Source organism: Microvirga yunnanensis, from assembly GCF_025460875.1.
Window position 1 is genome coordinate 26,422 of the sequence record NZ_JAMXFI010000036.1, and the last position, 17,301, is coordinate 43,722.

Below are 17,301 nucleotides of genomic sequence, written 5' to 3' on the forward strand. Positions count from 1 at the left end.
CATGGCGGAACAGGTTCTGACGGAGTTGAGGACGACCCACGCGGAGGCGACGGGGTTGCGCAGCATCGCGACCGACTTTTCCTCCGACCGGCAGGCCTTCCGGAACGTGTCCTGGGGCAAGGCCATGATGTGGATCTTCCTGCTCAGCGACACCTTCGTCTTCAGCTGCTTCCTGATCTCCTACATGACGGCCCGGATGTCGACGACCGTGCCCTGGCCCAATCCGAGCGAAGTGTTCGCCCTGACCATCGCAGGCAGGTCCCTTCCCCTGATCCTGATCGCCATCATGACCTTCGTGCTGATCAGCAGCAGCGGAACCATGGCGATGGCCGTGAACTTCGGCTACCGGCGCGATCGCAGAAAGACGGCGGTCCTGATGCTGGTCACGGCTCTGCTCGGCGCGACCTTCGTGGGCATGCAGGCGTTCGAATGGACCAAGCTGATCCACGAAGGCGTCCGCCCCTGGGGCAACCCTTGGGGCGCGGCGCAGTTCGGCTCGTCGTTCTTCATGATCACCGGGTTCCACGGGACCCATGTGAGCATCGGCGTGCTGTTCCTGCTCGTCATCGCCCGGAAGGTCTGGCGCGGCGATTACGATCATGAGCGGCGGGGCTTCTTCACCAGCCGGAAGGGGCGCTACGAATCCGTCGAGATCATGGGACTCTACTGGCACTTCGTCGATCTGGTCTGGGTCTTCATCTTCGCCTTCTTCTATCTCTGGTGAGAATGCACCATGGCACATTCAGCAACCCACGCGCAGGGCCAGCAGCATCCGATCAAGCTCTACCTGGTGGTCTGGGCCTGGCTGTTCATCCTGAGCGCCTGCTCCTATTTCGTGGACTATTTCCAGCTCCAGGGGCTGCTCAGGTATTCCCTCATCATCCTGTTCATGCTGCTGAAGGCGGGCCTGATCGTCGCCGTCTTCATGCACATGGCATGGGAGCGCCTGTCCCTCGTCTACGCCATCCTGGTGCCGATCAGCGCCGTCCTGGTATTCGTGGCCATCATGGTGCTCGAATCCGACTACACGCTCCTGTCCAGGATCGCATTCTTCGGACCAGGGCCCTGAACGGCGAAGGCGGCCCGCCGAGGGCCGCCTTCGGGACTCTCCCGAGAAGTTCCTCACCTCACCGGGTGAGCATCGTCAGGATGCGGCGGCTCCACGACCCGGCGGTAGAGGTGCCACGTGGCGTGTCCCAGCACGGGCATCACGATGGCGAGTCCGACGAAGAGCGGGATCGACCCGATGAGGAGCGCGGCCGCCACGATGAGGCCCCACAAGGCCATGGTGAGCGGGTTCATCACCACCGCTTTGACCGACGTGTAGACGGCGACGGCAGCGCCGACGTCCCGGTCGAGGAGGAGCGGAAACGAGATCACACTGATGCTGAGCACGGCCACGGCGAAGACGAACCCGACGATGTTGCCCAGGACGATCAGGCGCATGCCCTCGGATGTCGTGAGCACCTGGCTGATGAGCTGCCCGAAGGATGCCGGCACCTCGTAGCCGAAGATCGATTGATAGAGGAGGCGCGCCGTCGTCAGCCACGTCAGGAAGATCGCCAGCAGCAGGACGCCGAGCGCGATGATCGACGGGATCGAGGGTGACTTCAGGACGTTGAACGCATCCTGCCAGGAGGTCGACAGGCCGAGTTCCCGCCTGCGGCTGATCTCGTAGAGGCCGATGCCGGCAATAGGGCCGATCAGCGCGAAGCCGGAGGCCAGGGGATAGAGGAGCGGCAGCGCATTGTTGCTGAAGGTGAGAGCGGCGAGGCAGACGCCGACGACAGGATAGATCAGCCCGAGAAACACCAGGTGTGACGGCATGGCCCAGAAGTCGTCGAACCCCTTCGCCAGGGCTTCCTTCAGATCGGCAGGCGTGATCCTTCTGACGACCGGATGTGCCGGAACCTCGCTTGCTCCGGCGACAATGTGAAAGTTGGCCATAATCGCTCCTCCAGGGCTGAAACCTTGGCAGTTGAGATCACGGCCGTGCGTGCGGCATCCGGTGGGTCACGCGAAACCGTAACCTATGCTTTGAGTATACGCCCGAACAATCCGCCTGTCGCCCCGGATCGGGACCGGAAACCTCGCGGCTCCGATCCGAAGGCGGCAAGCCAGTCACGCATGACTAACGTGCGAATGCGGCCAGAATCCGAGCCCATGAGCGGATGCCGTGATGGAAGCTCGACAGATCGTACTTCTCGTTCGGCGAGTGCACGCGGTTGTCGAATCGTGCGAAGCCCACCATGAGCGCATCCATGTTGAGCATCCGCTTGAAGTCGCCGACGATCGGGATGGACCCGCCGGTGCCGGCCAGAGCCGCCTCGCGGCCCCATTCCTCCGTGAGCGCATCCAGGGTCGGCTTGAGCCAGGGCCCGTCGAGCGGCAGGCTGAGAGCCGGGCTGCCGCCGTGCTCCTTGAACGTCACGGAGCAATCCGTCGGAACCCGGGCGCGCACGTGCGCACGGAAGGCCTCGCGAACCTGGGCGGGGTCCTGACCCGTCACGAGCCGGAAGGACACCTTGGCCGAAGCCGTCGACGGAATGACCGTCTTGAAGCCCTCGCCCGTGTAGCCGCCGACGATCCCGTTGACCTCGCAGGTCGGCCGGGCCCAGATCTGCTCCAGGATGCTGCGCCCCTGCTCGCCCGCCGGAACGCTCAGTCCCACCTGTCCGAGGAACCCGGCCTCGTCGAAGGGGAGACGGCTCCACTGCTCCTTCACGGCGGCAGGGAGTTCCTGCACCCCGTCGTAGAACCCCGGCAGGGTGATCCGGCCCTCGCCGTCCCGCAGCGTGGCGAGGATCTCGGCCAGCACATGGATCGGGTTGCGCGCGGCCGAGCCGAACATGCCGGAATGGAGGTCCCGGCTGGCGCAGGTGATCTCCACCTCCTCGCCGACCAGGCCGCGCAGCATGGTGGTGACGGCCGGCGTGTCGTTGTCCCACATGTCGGTGTCGCAGACGAGGGCGACGTCCGCCGACAGTTCCTCCCGATGGGCTTCGAGGAACGGCTTGAGGCTCGGGCTGCCGGATTCCTCTTCCCCCTCCAGCAGGATCGAGACCCGGACCGGCAACGTGCCGGAAACCGCCTTCCAGGCCCGGCAGGCCTCGATGAACGTCATCAGGGCGCCCTTGTCGTCGGAGGCTCCCCGCGCGACGATCCAGGTGTCGCCGTTGGGGGCCGCCACGAGGGTCGGCTCGAAGGGAGGCGTGGTCCACAGCTCGATGGGATCGACGGGCTGCACGTCGTAATGGCCGTAGAACAGCACATGCGGCCCCCTCGCCGCCTGGACCTGATGGCCGACAACCATGGGATGGCCCTGGGTCATGCGCGCCGAGGCATCGAAGCCCAGGTCACGCAGTTCGGCCGCGAGCCATTCCGCCGCCCGACGGCACTCCGCCTTGTAGGCCGGATCCGTCGAGATGCTGGGGATGCGGATGAACGCGAAGAGACGCTCGAGGCTCTTGTCCAGGTCGGCATTGATCCGATCGAGGACGGCGGGAAGATGATCTGTCACGGGAGGTTCCTCTTTGCTCGCCCCGATGACACGGCCATGGCGCAGAATATCCGGGCGGGGCGTGTGTTCTACCGGCTCCGCCGCATCCGTAAAAGGAGAATCGTCGCTTCCGAGGGCAAGGCCCCGCTCCTGCCGGTTTGCCAGACCGTCGCCGGAATGGTCAGATGGGGCATCATGGCGAGTCAGACATGAACGCTCCGGAGCGCATCGACGGGATCTCGCGCTGGCTGATCGAACGGGCACCGCACGAGACTGTGAGGGACTTGTTCGCCGGCTTCTGCCGCGAGCTCGTCCGGGCGGGCGAGCCGATCTGGCGCGCATCCCTCGGGTTGGAGGTCCTGCATCCGGAAGTCAGCGGCTGGCAGCATGTCTGGATGGACGAGAGCGTCTCCGTGCGGGAATCCGACAGGGCCACCGCAGCGACATCGCCGTCCTATCTCAACAGTCCGACCCGCATCGTGGATGAAACGAGCGCACCTTTCCGCCGCAGGCTCGATGCACCCTGCCCTGGGATGCCGCTGCTCGAGGAGCTGAGAGCGTCGGGCGCGACGGATTACGTGATGTACCCGCTTCCGTTCCTGGATCAGACCCGTACCGCGGCGATCTCCTTCGCCACGCGCGATCCCCGGGGCTTCGATCCGTCCGAGATCGACCGGCTGGGATACGCCGCGAAGCTGCTGAGCCCCTACCTGGAGCGCCATGTGCTGCGGCGGATCGCCATCGACCTGCTCGACACCTATGTCGGACCTCGCACCGGACAGCGCATCATCGAGGGCCGGGTCGATCGCGGCGCGGTGGAGCTCATCGAAGCCGCGATCTGGTTCACGGATCTGCGCGGCTTCACGTCCCTGTCGGAGCACTCGCCGATTCCGGACGTGCTCGCCGACCTGAACGCGTGGTTCGGGATCATCGGCGAGGTGGTCGAATCCCATGGCGGCGAAGTGCTCAAATTCATCGGCGATTCCGTCCTGGCCATCTTCCCGACGTCACCGGAGCAGACCAGCGCGTCCGCATGCCGGAGCGCCCTCGCGGCCGCCCGGGAGTTCTGTTCGAGGACGGAGACCGAGAACGGCGTCCGCAGGTCCGCGGGCCGAGCGCCGCTGACGCACAGCCTCGCCCTGCATGTCGGCGAGGTCGCCTATGGCAACGTGGGCGCGTCTCACCGGCTCGACTTCACGGTCATCGGCCCGGCCGTGAACCGCGCCAGCCGGCTCCTCGATCTGGCCAAACAGCTCGATCGACCGGTAGTCATGTCCCGGGTCTTCGCCCGGGAGCTCGGTCAGCCGCTCGTCGATCTCGGCCGCCATCGCCTGCGGGGCGTCGACCGTCCCCAGCAGGTTTTCGCTCCTCCTGATTGAGCTTCTGCTGTAGATAGCGACCTCATCCGCTGCGACTTCGCGCGAAGCGATGAGGAGGATCCGCCATTGGCAGACTGGAACGCTGGGCAGTACCTGAAATTCGAGGACGAGCGCACCCGCCCCTCCGTCGATCTCCTCGGGCGTGTTCCGCTGGAGGCCGCGACGCACTGCGTCGATATCGGCTGCGGCCCGGGAAACAGCACGGAGCTGATCGCCAGGCGCTATCCGGGAGCGCGGATCCTCGGTCTCGACAATTCACCGGACATGCTCGCCAAGGCGCGCCAGCGCTTGCCGGATCTGCAGTTCGAGGAGCGCGATATCGCAAGCTGGCAACCGGACGAGCGCTTCGACCTGATCTTCGCCAATGCCGTCCTCCAATGGCTTCCCGATCACGCCCGGCTCCTCGCCCGCCTGATCTCGTTCCTGAAGGAGGGCGGATGCCTGGCCGTTCAGATGCCCGACAACCTGGACGAGCCCTCCCATCGGCTCATGACCAGGGTCGCGCAGGAAGGACCGTGGACCGATCGGCTCGCGCCGGCTGCCGATGCCCGGGAGGCGATCGGATCCTTCGCCGAGTATTACGGCTGGCTGCGGCAGGCCGGATGCACGGTCGATCTCTGGCAGACGACCTATGTTCATCCGCTCGACGGCCCCGAGGCCATCGTCGCGTGGTTCAAGAGCACCGGATTGAAGCCCTATCTGGATGTCCTCTCCGATGAGGACCGTCCGGAATTTCTGCGCCGCTACGAGGCCGAGATCGCGCAGGCCTATCCGGTGCAGCGCGATGGAAAGGTCCTGCTGCGATTCCCGCGCCTCTTCTTCGTCGCACGCAGGCTGTGAAGACATCGCGCCATCGCATCGATGGTTCGAGGCGGCACGGATTGCCCGGAGCGGAACGTGCTATCCAGCACATCCCTGGCCCGGCTTCGGCTTCCATAGTATAAGCGGCGAAATTTGTCCTCCCGCAAGAACCTGCCTGTCGCCGGCGCCGGAATTGAAGCATGGCATCGTGTCAGATCGGACCCTCCGCACCGCGTGCGGCCGTCACGCGGCTCCTCCTGCCCGGTCTCGTCCTGTGTCTTGCCGGGATCGGGCGCGCCGACGCACAGGGCATCGGCTGCGTCATGCAGCCGACGGCAGCGCCGCAGAGGCAGGTTCTGCGCTGCCATGACGGCCTCACGATCGAGGCGGAGACGGGAGCCGAATTCGGTCTCGTCGACCAGAACCGCGACGCCCGTCCGGACGCGGTCGATTTGAGAAGCCGCGCGGTGTTGGTCGACGCGCCGGCAACAACCGGCAGGCGGAGTTTCCAGGTGCGCACGCCGCAAGCCATCGCGGCCGTGCGCGGCACGCAATGGGCCGTCGATGTCGCGGGAGGCAGGACCTCGGTTTTCGTGGTGGCCGGCCGCGTCGCCGTGCGGCGGACGAGCGGCGGGCCCGGAAGCGTCACGCTCAGCCCCGGCGAAGGCGTCGACGTGGAGGCCGGGACGGCGCCTCTTGTGGTCAGGCGATGGCCCGCCGCGCGCGCGGCCGCGCTCCTGGCGCGGTTCGGGCGATAATCTCCTCATGAGGCTGCGCCATGCCTCGACCCTGATCGCCGCAGCACTGGCCGGGCTCTGGGGGGCCTGCCTTGCCCTGCCGCATTGGCGAGGCGGCTCCGATCTCCTCGACCGCGTGGAAGCGCCGCTGGCCGATCTCCGGTTCGTGATCCAGGGGCCACGTCCCGCTCCGGACGCGATCACCATCGTGGCCATCGACGACCGGACGATCCAGACGACCGGGTCCTATCCATTGCCGAGAGCCACCATGGCGCGGCTGGTTTCGTCCCTGGCGCTTATGAAGCCCAACGTGATCGCGCTCGACATTCTGTTCATCGACCCCGGCCCACCGGAGGGCGATCTCGCGCTCGCCGAGGCGCTGCGAAAAGCGCCGAGCGTTGTGGCCGCCGCAGGTGTCTTCAAGCCGGGCGAGCACGCTTCGCGCGATCCGGGCGACCGCGGCCTGGACGCCCGCCTCCCTGAGGCGGCCAACGTCCTCCTGCCGCTCGGCTCCCTGGCCGGCGCAGCGGCCCTTGGCGTGGTCAACATCGCGATCGACGCCTCAGGCGTTCCGCGCCACGTCCCCCTCCTGCTCCGGTCGGGCGACCGGATCGTTCCGTCCTTCCCGCTGCGGGCCGCCTCCGTGGCCGCGAAGCAGGATCCCGTTCTGCGTCCGGACGGCATCGACCTCGGCGGCGCATCGATCCGAACCGAGGCGGGATACGCCCTGCCGCTCCGCTTCTACGGCCCGGGCGGAACCATCCGCACGGTCAGCGCCTCCGAGGTTCTGAACGGCACCCTCGCGGAGGACGCCGTTCGCGGCAGAACCGTCGTGATCGGCGCGACGGTCACGGGCGGCGGCGACACCTTTTCGACCCCCTTCGACCCAGTGCTTCCGGGCGTCGAGGTTCTGGCCACGGCGATCGCCCATCTGACGGAAGGCGACGGCCTCGTGAGGGACGGGAGCGTGCGCTCGGTCGATGCCGCCATGGCGGTGATCCTTCCTGTCCTGTTCGTTCTCCTGCTCTCGTGGCAGCGCAGCGTCTGGGGCTTTGCGCTGATCGCCGGCATCGCCCTCGGGTGGATCGGCGTCACCGCCGCGGCCTTCACGCGCGGAATCTGGCTCAGCGCATCCCTGCCTCTCCTGGCCGCCGGACCGGCGGTCGCATTCTTCGGGGCAGCGCAGCTCTGGCTCGACCGCCGCCGGGCGGATCGCCTGAGCGCGCAGAGCAGGACCCTGCGGAGATTCCAGCCTCCGAGCCTGACCGAGCGACTGACGAAGGACCCGACGTTCCTCATGCAGCCGATCCGCCAGCAGGCGGCGGTGATCTTCATCGACCTGTCGGGGTTCACCGGCATGACCGAAATCATCCCCCTCGACGAAACACGGGAAGTGCTTCGAGGCTTCCACACCCTCGTCGACGAGGAAGCGGTCGCTCATCACGGGATCGTCGCATCCTTCATGGGCGACGGCGCCATGATCCTGTTCGGCCTGCCGGACCCCTCGCCCCAGGATGCCGGCAATGCCCTGGCGGCCTGCCTCGCGCTTTGCGCCCGCATGGAGATCTGGCTCGCCGCCCTGCCGGTGCGGATCGCGACGCGCCTCGGCTTCAAGATCGGCGCCCACTACGGCGGCATCCTCGCGTCGCGCCTCGGGGGCGACAGCCACCAGCACATCACGGCGACAGGCGACACGGTCAACGTCGCGAGCCGCCTGATGGAAGTGGCGGCCGCACGCGGTGCCGACGTCGCCTTGAGCGACGCCCTCCTGCAGGCGGCCGGACCCATTCGCTCCGTCCTTCGATCGGGAAGCCTCGACGGCCCGCAGGCGACCCCGATCCGCGGTCGCGCAGGCTCGATCCCGGCGTGGTTCTGGCGAAGAGAGCCGCCCCCGGCGAGGTGATGGAGACGGCTCGGATGGCCCGTTGGAGCCGTCTTAAAGCATCGGACGTGAAAAGTGGACTTGCACTTTTGGGATCCATCCGATGCTTTCTTCTTGCATGAGAGCATCGGTCAGAACGGACCCAGCGGGCCGCGCCAGCGAAAACCGGATCCACTTTTCACTGGCGTGGCCCTCTGGGTCCGTCCGATGCTCTAGCATTACAGTTGCAGATGCCGCTCATAAGCTCATAATCTCCTGATCTGACCCAGGAGGCTGCCATGACGGGTGTGGCCATCGAGCAGATGCTCGAGCTCTGGTGTGTGGAGTTGCGTCAGGTCAAAACCGATCTCAAGTCGCTGTTTGCTCATCCCAGTGTCGGCGCCTCGGCGGCGGCTTTCCTCGATGGGGTGCTCGGCCCCGAGCGGCGCAAGACCGGCTGGATGCGGGCCGAGGCCGCAGGCGACTCAGGCCCCTGGCGCCAGCAGGCGGTGCTCGGCCGCAGCCACTGGGACGCCGATGTTTTGAGAGACATGGTGCGCGAGTATGCGCTCGAGACGCTCGCCTCACCTGGGGCGGTACTGGTGATCGATGAAACCGGCTTTCTCAAGCAGGGCCAGCACTCGTGTGGCGTGGGCCGGCAGTACACCGGCTCGGCGGGCAAGATCGCAAATTGCCAGATCGGCGTGTTTGCCGCTTACGTATCGGACAAGGGCTGCGCCTTCATCGATCGTCAGCTGTATCTGCCGCAGGACTGGACGAACAAGCCCGAGCGCCTTGCGGCGGCTCAGGTACCTGACAGCATCCGCTTCGTGACCAAACCTGAGATCGCCGCGCAGATGATCGAGCGCACTCTTGCGGCCAGCGTGCCGTTCGACTGGGTGGCCACCGACACGATCTATGGTGTGGGCCGGTTCGAGATGCAGCTGCGCCGGGCCGGCAAGGGCTATGTGCTGGGCGCGCATGCCAGCGATCAGTTCTCGTCCTGGATCGAAAAGCCCGAAGTGGCCGGCACGGCCGAGCAGATTGCCAAGGCTCTTTCTCCCGAGGCTTGGACGCGCTTGTCAGCCGGCGATGGTACGAAGGGAGCGCGCCTGTATGACTGGGCTTATCTCGAACTCGCCGATCTCGCGGCGGAGGAATACAACGAGCATCTCACCGGCTTATGGACACGGGGGCTGCTGATCCGACGCCGCCTCTCTGATGGGGATCTGGCGTTCTTCTCGACCTGGTGTCCAGCCGGCACGCCGATGGAGACCCTGGTGCGGGTGGAAGGCCAGCGCTGGGCGATTGAAGATGCCTTTGAGACGGCGAAGACCGAGTTGGGGCTCACCCACAACGAGACGCGCTCGTGGCATGGCTGGCATCGGCATGTGTCGCTGGTGATGCTGGCGTTTGCCATGATGGCAGTGGTGCGCCAGCGCGCCAATACTCTCACCTCACCCCAAAAAAGAAGCGACGAAGCCAAGCTGAAGCGTTGGTCCGCTGGTCTGTCCAGGAAATCCGCCGCGTGGCCACACGTCTTAAGCAGCGACGCATCGAGCCCGCCTTCGTGATTGCCTGGTCCGCCTGGCGCCGCGCCCATCAGGCGATGGCACAAACCTCACATCGCAAGCGGAGGGCGCAACTGTAATGCTAGGGCCTTCCGTCCGAGGCGAACGGTTCAGAGCCGATCCGGCGCCGGCATGTCCGTGCCGAACCAGTTCTTCCGCATCAGGGCCTCGGCTTCCTCGACCGTTGTCCGATCGTTCAGCGCTTGCGCGGCGCGGAGCAGCCCCGCGGCCGCCCATCCGTTGTTCGGCGAACGCTGGAGCGCGGCGCGGAACGCCGCCTCGGCCTCCGCCGGCTTTCCCTGGGCCATGAGCGCCGCGCCGAGGGATTGCTGCACCGGGTAGTACCAGTAGGGCGGTTCCATGTAGGGCAGCCGGTCCTGGATGGCGGCCGCCTCCGCGAACAAAGACGCCGCCTTCGCCTGATCCCCCGCGGCCTGCGCGATCCGGGCCTCGATCTCATGGGCCGCGATGGTCATCACATCCGGCCCCGGCACGCCGGCATCCGGCAGTGCGGTAATCTCCGGCCTCTTCGCCAGGTTCTCGATCGCGGCCGCTTCGGCCCGGGCTTCGTCCGCCCGCCCGAGACGGGCGAGGGCCACGCCGCGGGCGTAGTGCCAGGCCGCCTCGACGAAGGGGAAGTCTCCCTCCGGCTTCGGGAGAGCCAACACATCCTCAGGCATCGAGAAGAGCGCATGCGCGTTGTAGGGCGCGGCGGCGATCGGCTGCGTCCAGGGTACCTCGCGCTTGGCCCGATCCGACACGATGCCGGAGAGCTTCTGCGCGGCTGCGACCGCGGTGCGTCCATCGCCTCCGGTCAGAGCAGACACCATGACGAAATGGACGTTGTGGGCGTAATAGGCCTCGGAATAGAGAAGGCTCGCGCTTCCCTGCTTCAGGAACGCCTCGTCGGCCGCCTCCGCACGCACATTGGCGTCGAGACTGTCGCGCCAGCGGCCGAGCCGGTACCAGAGATGGCTCGGCATATGCACAAGATGACCGGCGCCCGGGATCAGCTTCTCCAGCCGCTCCGCGTGCGGGACAGCCCGCTCCAGATTGTCCGACGCTTCGACCGCATGGATGTAGAGATGGATCGCGCCGGGATGATCCGGATACGCCTCGAGCGACCCGACCTGTCGCGCTCCGAGAACGCCTTCGATCAGTTCGACGATCCTGGCCGTCTTTCCCTTCGGCGTCTTGCCGCCATCCGTCCAGTAGTCCCAAGGCGTGAGGTTCATGAGGGCGTCGGCCGTGAGCAGCGCCACATGGGCGTTCTGCGGGAAGCGGGCCTGCACCTCCTCCATGGCGTCCGCATAGGCCTGATCCAATGCTTTGCGATCCGCCTTGGGATCGGCCGAGTGGCGTTTCGAGAGCGCCGCCACCAGGGCGACCTGGAGGTCTCCGTTGTCCGCCGCGAGGCTGCGCGCCTTCTCCAGCACGACGAGGGCGCGCGCATTCGCGTCCGCATCCATCGGATAGTTGATATGCGGGCCGAGAACCCAGGCCTCGCCCCACAGGCACATGGCGCAGTTCGGGTCGAGTTCCTGCGCGGCCCGGAAGGAACGCGCCGCCTCCGCGTGATTGAAGCCCCAGCCCAGACGGTAACCCTGATCGAAATAGGCCTGCGCCTGACCGGTCCGGTCCTTGGTCACGGCCCAGGACAGCTGGCCCAGATTGCCGTAGAGGGGCGGCCGTCCGTCCGCGCGCGGGGCCGCGGCGCCCTTCGGCAGGTCGCGGCTGTAGGTGCCGAGTTCCGTGCGCTTCGGCTGCCCTTGAAGCTGGGCGACATCCCGATGATGCGCCGCGCCGGACGAGCCCGACATCTGCAGGGCGTGGAGCATGCGAACCCGCGGGCTGTCGTGAGATCCCAGCGGGCATGCGACGGCGGAACCTGCCGTGGCGATCACCGTTGCGGCGCTTGCGGAGAACAGCAGGGCTCGCGCCGAGAGGCGGCTGCGCTGGAAGATGAGGGGCGTCATGAGCACAAATTCCCGTTGTGATGGAAGGGAATGGCGTCGGCGCGCGCGTCCGGCACCAGCCGCAAACGCGGCGAACTCCGCTCGACTGTGCCTGGAAGTTCGCTTGCCCGGGAGAGGCGATCATGACAACGTGAGGGGGCAAGACTGCCAGGGAGACGCGCGATGCTCCATGTGGTCGTTCTGTTCCTGAATGGCGGATGCGCCTCGACGGCCCTTCTCCCGATGGAAATCTTCCGCAATGCCGGAACCCTCTGGAACCTTCTCAGCGGCACGGCACCGGAACCGCGATTTCGCGTGACGACGGCCTCCCTGGGAGGTGGCCCGGCCGTGACGGACCATCTGGTGTCGCTTCTTCCCTCCAGCGCCGTCGAGGCCGTGGAGCGACCGGACCTCGTTTTCGTGCCGGCAGGCGGGCTGCCGCTCGAGACGCTGATGCAGACGGGCTATTCCATCGACGCGGTCATCGAGCGCAATGCCGGCGTCATCCCCTGGCTGCGGACATGGTCCGAGGCAGGAGCGAAGATCGCAGGTGTCTGTTCGGGCGTCGCCCTGCTCGCCGAGGCTGGACTGCTCGACGGGGAGCGTGCAACGACCCATTGGGCCTTGGCGGATGTGTATCGCGAGCGCTTCCCTGACGTGGACTGGCAGCCGGATTACCTGATCACCGATGCCGGAAACGTCGCCTGCAGCGGGGGCATCAACTCGGCCGCCGACCTGAGCCTTTATCTGGTCGAGCGGCTTGCAGGCCGCGACATCGCCCTGCAATGCGCCAAGGCCCTGCTCATCGAGATGCCGCGGACGTGGCAGGCGACCTTTGCCGATGTCGTCCTGCGCAGGGACCACAGGGACGAGAATATCCAGCGCGCGCAGGATTGGGTGCACCAGCATTTTCGCCAGTCCATCGGCGTGGATGCCATTGCCGCGAGAGTCGGGATGAGCCCGCGCAATTTCATCCGCCGCTTCAAGGATGCGACCGGGCACACGCCGATGAGCTACATTCACATCGTCCGGGTGACCATGGCGAAGCGATTGCTGGAGGACGGGCGGCAGACGATCCAGGAGGTGAGCCGGGCTGTCGGCTACGACGACGTGATTTTCTTCCGGGATCTGTTCAAGCGCCACACGGGCATTTGTCCGACGGATTATCGAAGCCGCTTCGGAGCGTCGTCCATTGCGAGTCCCGTCGATCGGCGCGGCTCACGCATCGAGGTTCCTGCAGGACCCCCATGGTGAAAGGCAAAGAGCCGCGCCGCCGTTTTCAAGACTGCGTCGAACGCGCGTCTGTCACGCGCTCTGCTCTTCGCCCGAGCGCTCGACCCGGACCGAACGCCTTCTCTCACGCCGCAGGCGTTTCATCAGAGCGATCGATGCGACCATCGTGCGTTCCAGTTCAGACAGAATAGTGCTCGTGTCTGCGGGAAGCGTTAGGTTCTTTCGTTCCAATTTCATCAGCAGCCTGTTTCGCTTTTCCAATGTTTCAACGTCATTGTGCTTCAAGCTAAGCGTCGCAGTGCGGCTGGAATATGGCAGATTAAGGATAGGGTTAATCGCTGTTCTTACTATAACGAGTTAATGCGTATGGAACGATCTAACGATACATATGAACTTCTTATCGAACACGAGATGGCCCGACGCTGGGTGATCCCTGTCGGGCATCCGTCGGCTTGCGTCCAGCAGCCCGACGGTGCTCCAGGGGCTTTCAGGCTGCATCCTTCTGCACAAGGAGATGCCATTCGGCACCATACTCCGGAAATGCGGCCGGGAGCCGGCTGAAGGCGAGTGCGTGCTCCTCCTTCGGCACGCGCGGATCTGACGATCCGAGCGCAAGGAGCGCCGCCCCGATGCTCGTTCCGGTCGAACCGGAAACGGGAATGACCGTGCGCCCGACCGCCTTCGACAGGGCTTCCGCATAGAGGGCGTTGCGCGCGAAAGGGCCCTCGAGGATGACCGGGCCTGCCGCGCGGGTGAGATCGAGACAGACCTTCGTCATGAGAGCCGCGTAAAGCGAAGCCGCCACATAGGTCTCATCGGGGTTCAGATCGTTCGAAGCGTTGACGATCCGATGGCGTGCAGCGGGAAACGGCCCGCATCCGGGCACGACGCCGGGCGTCAGGAGGATGCGCTCCTCCACGATACGGCGGACGGCGTCCGGCGTCGCCGTCCCCTGGCCTTTTGTCAGCAGCTCGAATTCACGCCCTCCCATGAAGCGGGCCGATGGCACCGCGCGCCCGAGGGCGTCCACGTTCGCGAGCGTATCGCGCTTGGGGTCCAGGTGATCGAGGTCGCCGCCGACCGCGAAGATCACCACCCATGTGCCGGTCGAGACCACGGCGAACGGCGCCCGGTGCTGGCCGAGATGAGGCAGCAGCGACGCATTGGAATCGTGAATGCCGCAATAGACCGGCACGGGACGGGCAAGACCGATCATTGCGGCGATGTCCTGCGCCACGAAGCCGAGACGATCGGACGGCTTTTGGACGGGGGACAGCCTGTCACCGATCTCCAGCCTCTCGACGAGCGAGGAGAACGTCCCCTGCCTCGGCCGCCAGAGATCGGTGTGGCAGCCGAGGGACGTCACCTCCGTCGCGGCGATGCCGGTGAGCCGCCAAGCCCAATATTGCGGATACGTGACGATGGACTGCACATCTGCGAAAGCCCGCGGGAAGGCGGTCTTCTGATAGTGGAGCTGCGCTCCGAGATTGAGGCCGCCGGGCAGGCGCGGCGAGAACGTCTCCGAGAAGGGCGGCCTGATCGCGTCATACGCGGCGTCGATCTCCGGCGCGTAGCGGAACTCGTAGTCGAGGACCGGCAGCGCGAGCCCGTCGGTCCCGAGAAGCGCGCCGCTCGCGCCGTGGGCGGTGATCGAGACGGCATCGAACCCGTGCTCGGCGTTGAGCTCCTTCAGGGACTGCACGAAGAACGCGAAGATCCCGTCCACGTCGAAATGCGGATAGGGCCCGTCGGTCAGCACCCGGTTGGGGCGCGTGCGGGCGGCAAGCTCACGCCTCGCGCCGGCATCGACGATGACGGCCTTCACGTTGGTCTTGCCGACGTCGAGCACGGCGACTTTCATGGGATCACGCCATGTGGAAGACGGTGACGAGCGGCTTGTCGACCGGCGAATGGTCGGGGTTCGTCGCCATGATGTCGGCCATGTGGGCCCACCAGCGCTTCATCACCGGATGGCTCGGCAGATCCCCCATGCGGTGGTCCGTCCGCCGCCACAGAACGCCGAACAGGATGCCGGTCTCCCGGTCGAGGTGGATGGAATAGTCCTCGACGCCGGCATCCTTCAGGAGCTCGACCAGTTCCGGCCAGATCTCGTCGTGGCGGCGACGATACTCCTCCTCCATGCCGGGATTGAGCTGCATCTTGAACGCGACTTTTTCTCGGGCACTCATGCGGCGCTCCTCGAGCGGATGCGGCGGACGACGATGGGCAGCGCGATCACGAGGATCAGCAGCAGGCCGATGAAGATCGACATGACGATGCCGGGAACGTTGAGGAGGCCGAGCCCGAAGGTGACGAGCCCCATCACGATGGCGGCCAGCACCACCCCCGGGATCGTGCCGGAGCCGCCGAGGATGCTCACCCCTCCGAGCACCGCCATGGTGACCACCTCGAGTTCCCAGCCGGCCGCGATGGTGTGGCGCGTCGAGCCCAGACGGGACGTGAGGCAGACGGCCGCGAAGCCGCTCATGAGCCCGGTCATCAGGAACAGGGCGAACTTGGTGCGTCGGACCGGGATGCCGGAGAACTGCGCCGCGAAGGCGTTGTTGCCGATGGCGTAGATCCAGCGTCCGAAGACCGTCCAGTGGAGCAGGATGGCGAACGCGACGGCGAGGATCACGAACGCGACCATCTCGAAGGTCACCACCTCGAATCCGGGGAGCGTCGGCCACCAGGAGAAGTCCGACATGTAGCCCTGTCCGAACCACGCGAAGCTCGAAGGGTAGCCGCCATAGGCCCGGTCGCCGAGGACGATCTGGGCGATGCCGCGGAACAGGCTCATGGTGCCGATGGTCACGACGATGGAGGGCAGGCCGATTCGCGCGACCAGGAGCCCGTTGAAGGCTCCGCAGAGCAGCCCGACCCCGAGTCCGATGCCGACGAGCGCCGGCGTCTGGAAGCCTGCCTGCGCGGCTGCCCCCATGGCGGTCGAGGCCAGGGCGATGATGGCGGCGACCGAGAGATCGATCTCGCCCGAGATGATCAGCAGGGTCATGGCGAAGGCGATCATCGCCTTCTCGGTGAAGTTGTAGGTGGCGTCAGACAGGTTCCAGGGGTCGAGGAAGTGAGGCGACGCGAAGGAATTGGCGATGAAGATCACGATGGCGACGGCGGCCAGCAGGGCCTCCCAGCTGCCGAGGACGCGGCCGGCCGGCGTGGAGAGCTTGTCGGGAATGCGCCGAACCGGCTGCTTCTCCAGGGTGAGCGTGCTCATGCGGCGGCTCCTTCGGTCTGTGCCGGTGTCGGCACCGGACCGCGTTTCACGGCGTCGCGCAGGATGAGCCGGCCTTTCCGCTTCTCCTGCCGCGCATTGAACAGGACGGCCACGATGATCACGAAGCCGGAGATCGCCATCTGCCAGAACGGCGAGATGTTGATCACCGGAAGCGCGTTCTTGATCACGCCGAGGAACAGGGCGCCGAGGACGGCGCCGCCGACGGACCCGATGCCGCCGAGGGTCGAGATCCCGCCGATCACGCAGGCCGCCACCGTGTCGAGCTCGAACCCGGCCGCGATGTCCACATAGGCGACCGCGTAGCGGGACACCCAGAGATAGCCGCACAGGCCCGCCAGGGCGCCCGACAGGACGAAGGCGTAGAAGCGGGTGCGGCCCACGTCGATGCCCGCATAGAGCGCCGCCGTCGGATTGCCGCCGGCGGCGTAGAGGGCACGCCCGAATACCGTGCGGGTGAACACGATGCTGATGACGGCGATCACCAGGATGGCCGTCCAGCCGAGCAGCGGAAGCCCGAGCAGGGACGCGCGCGGCGTGTTGAGGAAGGACGGCGTCATCTGGGTCTGGTTGACCCAGGCGCCGCCCGAGAGCACGAACGCCATTCCGCGATAGATCGTCAGGGTGCCGAGCGTCGCCACGATGGACGGAATGCCGATCCTCCAGACCATGAGACCGTTGATCGCTCCGAGCAGCGCACCGAGGCTCATGGCGGCCACGACGAGGAGCGGCAGCGGGATCTGCGGAAAGGCCGCGTTCGTCATGGCGATGGCCATGCCCGTGAAGGACAGGTTCGCGGCCACCGACAGGTCGATGGACCGGGTGAGGATCACGGCCATCTGGCCGAGCGCCAGGATCATCAGGATGGACGTGTCGTTGAAGATGTTGGCGAGGCTCTCCGGCGCGGCGAAGCCCGGCGCCCGAACGGAGAACACCGCGATCAGGACCGCGATGATCGCGACCAGCAGGAGTTCACGGTATTTCAGGATTCGGCTCATCGGTCCCTTCCAGCTTC

At 66.3% G+C, this 17,301-nt stretch carries 17 protein-coding genes; 9 read left to right on the forward strand and 8 right to left on the reverse strand.

Annotated features, from left to right (window positions below; genetic code table 11):
* The first annotated feature begins 1 nt into the window (after position 1).
* Positions 2–724: a heme-copper oxidase subunit III family protein gene (locus tag NF876_RS18620; protein ID WP_262270155.1), complete on the forward strand. Its 723-nt coding sequence runs from the start codon at positions 2–4 to the stop codon at positions 722–724.
* 9 nt (positions 725–733) lie between these two features.
* The gene (locus tag NF876_RS18625) at positions 734–1,069 is read left to right on the forward strand and encodes a cytochrome C oxidase subunit IV family protein (protein ID WP_262270156.1); all 336 of its coding nucleotides are present in this window, start codon (positions 734–736) and stop codon (positions 1,067–1,069) included.
* Between the two features lie 53 nt (positions 1,070–1,122).
* Here NF876_RS18625 and NF876_RS18630 read toward each other — a convergent pair whose 3' ends face one another.
* Positions 1,123–1,947, reverse strand: coding sequence for a DUF2189 domain-containing protein (locus NF876_RS18630; protein ID WP_262270157.1), 825 nt, complete (start codon positions 1,945–1,947; stop codon positions 1,123–1,125).
* A 184-nt stretch (positions 1,948–2,131) separates the two neighbouring features.
* Positions 2,132–3,520: a dipeptidase gene (locus NF876_RS18635; RefSeq protein ID WP_262270158.1), complete on the reverse strand. Its 1,389-nt coding sequence runs from the start codon at positions 3,518–3,520 to the stop codon at positions 2,132–2,134.
* A 36-nt stretch (positions 3,521–3,556) separates the two neighbouring features.
* Between NF876_RS18635 and NF876_RS18640 the strand changes: the two genes are divergently transcribed.
* From NF876_RS18640 to NF876_RS18665, 6 genes are all read left to right on the forward strand, one after another.
* Positions 3,557–3,712: a hypothetical protein gene (locus tag NF876_RS18640; protein WP_262270159.1), complete on the forward strand. Its 156-nt coding sequence runs from the start codon at positions 3,557–3,559 to the stop codon at positions 3,710–3,712.
* Positions 3,709–4,878, forward strand: coding sequence for an adenylate/guanylate cyclase domain-containing protein (locus NF876_RS18645; RefSeq protein WP_262270160.1), 1,170 nt, complete (start codon positions 3,709–3,711; stop codon positions 4,876–4,878). The genes NF876_RS18640 and NF876_RS18645 overlap by 4 nt, the downstream gene beginning before the upstream one ends.
* A 66-nt stretch (positions 4,879–4,944) precedes the next feature.
* Positions 4,945–5,718 carry a trans-aconitate 2-methyltransferase gene (tam, locus tag NF876_RS18650; RefSeq protein ID WP_262270161.1) on the forward strand — a complete coding sequence of 258 codons (774 nt, stop codon included), beginning with the start codon at positions 4,945–4,947 and terminating at the stop codon, positions 5,716–5,718.
* Between the two features lie 161 nt (positions 5,719–5,879).
* Positions 5,880–6,437, forward strand: coding sequence for a FecR domain-containing protein (locus NF876_RS18655; protein WP_262270162.1), 558 nt, complete (start codon positions 5,880–5,882; stop codon positions 6,435–6,437).
* Between the two features lie 7 nt (positions 6,438–6,444).
* Positions 6,445–8,319, forward strand: a complete 1,875-nt coding sequence (locus NF876_RS18660; protein WP_262270163.1) for a CHASE2 domain-containing protein — start codon at positions 6,445–6,447, stop codon at positions 8,317–8,319.
* A gap of 257 nt (positions 8,320–8,576) precedes the next feature.
* Positions 8,577–9,851, forward strand: a complete 1,275-nt coding sequence (locus tag NF876_RS18665) for an IS701 family transposase (protein ID WP_262270164.1) — start codon at positions 8,577–8,579, stop codon at positions 9,849–9,851.
* A 107-nt stretch (positions 9,852–9,958) separates the two neighbouring features.
* Here NF876_RS18665 and NF876_RS18670 read toward each other — a convergent pair whose 3' ends face one another.
* Positions 9,959–11,824, reverse strand: coding sequence for a tetratricopeptide repeat protein (locus tag NF876_RS18670; RefSeq protein ID WP_262270165.1), 1,866 nt, complete (start codon positions 11,822–11,824; stop codon positions 9,959–9,961).
* A 162-nt stretch (positions 11,825–11,986) separates the two neighbouring features.
* On the opposite strand from NF876_RS18670, the gene NF876_RS18675 reads away from it, so the two are divergent.
* Positions 11,987–13,057, forward strand: a complete 1,071-nt coding sequence (locus tag NF876_RS18675) for a GlxA family transcriptional regulator (protein ID WP_262270166.1) — start codon at positions 11,987–11,989, stop codon at positions 13,055–13,057.
* A 51-nt stretch (positions 13,058–13,108) separates the two neighbouring features.
* Here the strand turns inward: NF876_RS18675 and NF876_RS18680 are convergent, their stop codons facing one another.
* From NF876_RS18680 to NF876_RS18700, 5 genes are all read right to left on the reverse strand, one after another.
* Complete coding sequence (locus tag NF876_RS18680) at positions 13,109–13,321, reverse strand: hypothetical protein (protein ID WP_262270167.1); 213 nt, start codon at positions 13,319–13,321, stop codon at positions 13,109–13,111.
* Positions 13,322–13,523: 202 nt separating this feature from the next.
* Positions 13,524–14,897: an FGGY-family carbohydrate kinase gene (locus NF876_RS18685; RefSeq protein WP_262270168.1), complete on the reverse strand. Its 1,374-nt coding sequence runs from the start codon at positions 14,895–14,897 to the stop codon at positions 13,524–13,526.
* A 4-nt stretch (positions 14,898–14,901) separates the two neighbouring features.
* Positions 14,902–15,225: an L-rhamnose mutarotase gene (gene rhaM / locus NF876_RS18690; RefSeq protein ID WP_262270169.1), complete on the reverse strand. Its 324-nt coding sequence runs from the start codon at positions 15,223–15,225 to the stop codon at positions 14,902–14,904.
* The gene (locus NF876_RS18695; protein WP_262270170.1) at positions 15,222–16,268 is read right to left on the reverse strand and encodes an ABC transporter permease; all 1,047 of its coding nucleotides are present in this window, start codon (positions 16,266–16,268) and stop codon (positions 15,222–15,224) included. Before NF876_RS18695 ends, rhaM begins: the two co-directional genes overlap by 4 nt.
* Positions 16,265–17,284 (reverse strand): ABC transporter permease, encoded by a 1,020-nt coding sequence (locus NF876_RS18700; RefSeq protein ID WP_262270171.1) that lies wholly within the window; start codon positions 17,282–17,284, stop codon positions 16,265–16,267. The genes NF876_RS18695 and NF876_RS18700 overlap by 4 nt, the downstream gene beginning before the upstream one ends.
* Positions 17,285–17,301 lie beyond the last annotated feature (17 nt).